The following is a 1625-nucleotide window of genomic DNA, read 5'->3' as shown; positions in this document are numbered from 1 at the left end:
TGCCTCATAGGACATGCCGGCGATAATGCCAACCCCAAAACCCAGGCGGACATAGGTTTTAATCACATCGGAATCGGCCGCGGCCAAGGTAACATCGAGCGCTATGTCCGCATCTCCAAACGCTTTTTCAATATTGCTGCGCCCGGTAAAGCCCTGGCTGTAAGTCAAAATCGGATAGGTGGCCAGGCGTTCCAGAGTGATGGTTTCATTGGCCAAGGGGTGGCCGATCGGCACAATGACGGTATGATGCCAGTGATAGCAAGGCTGAATGATCAGTTTTTCATTGTCACCCAGCTTTTCCGTACAGATCACGATGTCGGCTTTATGCTGATGCAGTAAATTAATCAGATTATTCGGCGACGATTGTTCGATATAGATTTTAATGCCGGGATAGTGCGCTCTGAATGTAGCGATAGGCCCCGGCAAAAAATATTTTGCCTGGGTATGGGTGGTGGCGATGTGCAAAAAGCCGTTGCGATTGTCGATAAAATCATCGGCCAAGGCCCGGATGTTTTTCATCGCCTGATTGACCAGATTGACTTCCTCCAGGACCCGCAGGCCCAATGGCGTGGGACCATGCAGTCTTTTGCCATGGCGTTCGAACAAGGGTGCCCCTAATTCCTCTTCCAGCAAAATCAGCTGACGGCTGACGGCCGATTGCACGACATGCATTTTCTCGGCAGTTTTGGTGACGTTATAGTCTGTTTCCTGCAATAACCGCAAAATTTCGAGTTGGCTGATATTCATGTCTGATTAGGTCAGTTAAACCAATGCGCGTGCTTGATTTTTAGTGCGACCCGGTCGCCTTTTTGCAAAGCCAATTCCTTGAACTGCTCGTTCGGCATTTCGGCGTAGATCGTCGCTGGCGAGCCGTTGACACCCGGCCGGTTCAGTTCCAGCCGGATAGTGCCGCCCAGATGTTGCCAATCGTGCAAATAAACCGGCGCATCGGCAGGATCAGCGGCTTTTTCAACTGCAATATGATGCGGGCGGACGTGGACGATGATGCCTTGAGGATCATCCAGCGCAATACCTGCCGTTTGCAGCCAGGCATTGTCATCCTGTTTGAGATGAAAAACATTGGTCTGACCGATGAAGCGGGACACAAAATCACTGCCGGGATGATCATAGATCTCGCTGGGCGTGCCTTTTTGTTCAATCTTACCGTGATTGAGCACGACAATCTGGCTGGCCACTTCCATCGCTTCTTCCTGATCATGGGTCACGAAAATACTGGTGACGTTCAACTCATGATGCAAATGCCGCAGCCATAAGCGCAAATCCTTACGGACGCTCGCATCCAGGGCGCCAAACGGTTCATCCAGCAATAAGACCGACGGCTCTACCGCCAACGCCCGTGCCAAAGCAATACGCTGGCGTTGACCACCGGACAATTGATCGGGAAACCGGTCATGCAGCCAGTCGAGCTGGACCAGATTTAACAAGGCATGGACTTTTTCCCGGATCTGCGTTTCCGAAGGCCGCTCTTTACGCGGTTTGACCCGTAAACCGAAGGCGATATTATCAAACACGGTCATGTGTCTGAACAAGGCATAATGTTGAAACACAAAGCCGATTTGCCGGTTTTTAACCGGTTTGCGCGTCACATCGTCGCCTTTTAGAAA

Annotated in this window: 2 protein-coding genes; both read right to left on the bottom strand. The window is 51.2% G+C overall.

The features are described from left to right. Window positions 1-747, bottom strand: a 747-nt coding sequence (locus Q7V32_RS15200; protein ID WP_304897825.1) for a LysR substrate-binding domain-containing protein, incomplete at its 3' end; no start/stop codon positions are given. An 11-nt stretch (window positions 748-758) separates the two neighbouring features. Beyond that, window positions 759-1625: sulfate/molybdate ABC transporter ATP-binding protein (locus tag Q7V32_RS15195; protein ID WP_304897824.1), on the bottom strand; the 867-nt coding region annotated here is incomplete at its 5' end.

It is taken from the genome of Methylicorpusculum sp., assembly GCF_030651835.1.
In the GTDB taxonomy this organism is placed as follows: domain Bacteria; phylum Pseudomonadota; class Gammaproteobacteria; order Methylococcales; family Methylomonadaceae; genus Methylicorpusculum.
This window is presented reverse-complemented; position numbering and strand designations above follow the sequence as displayed.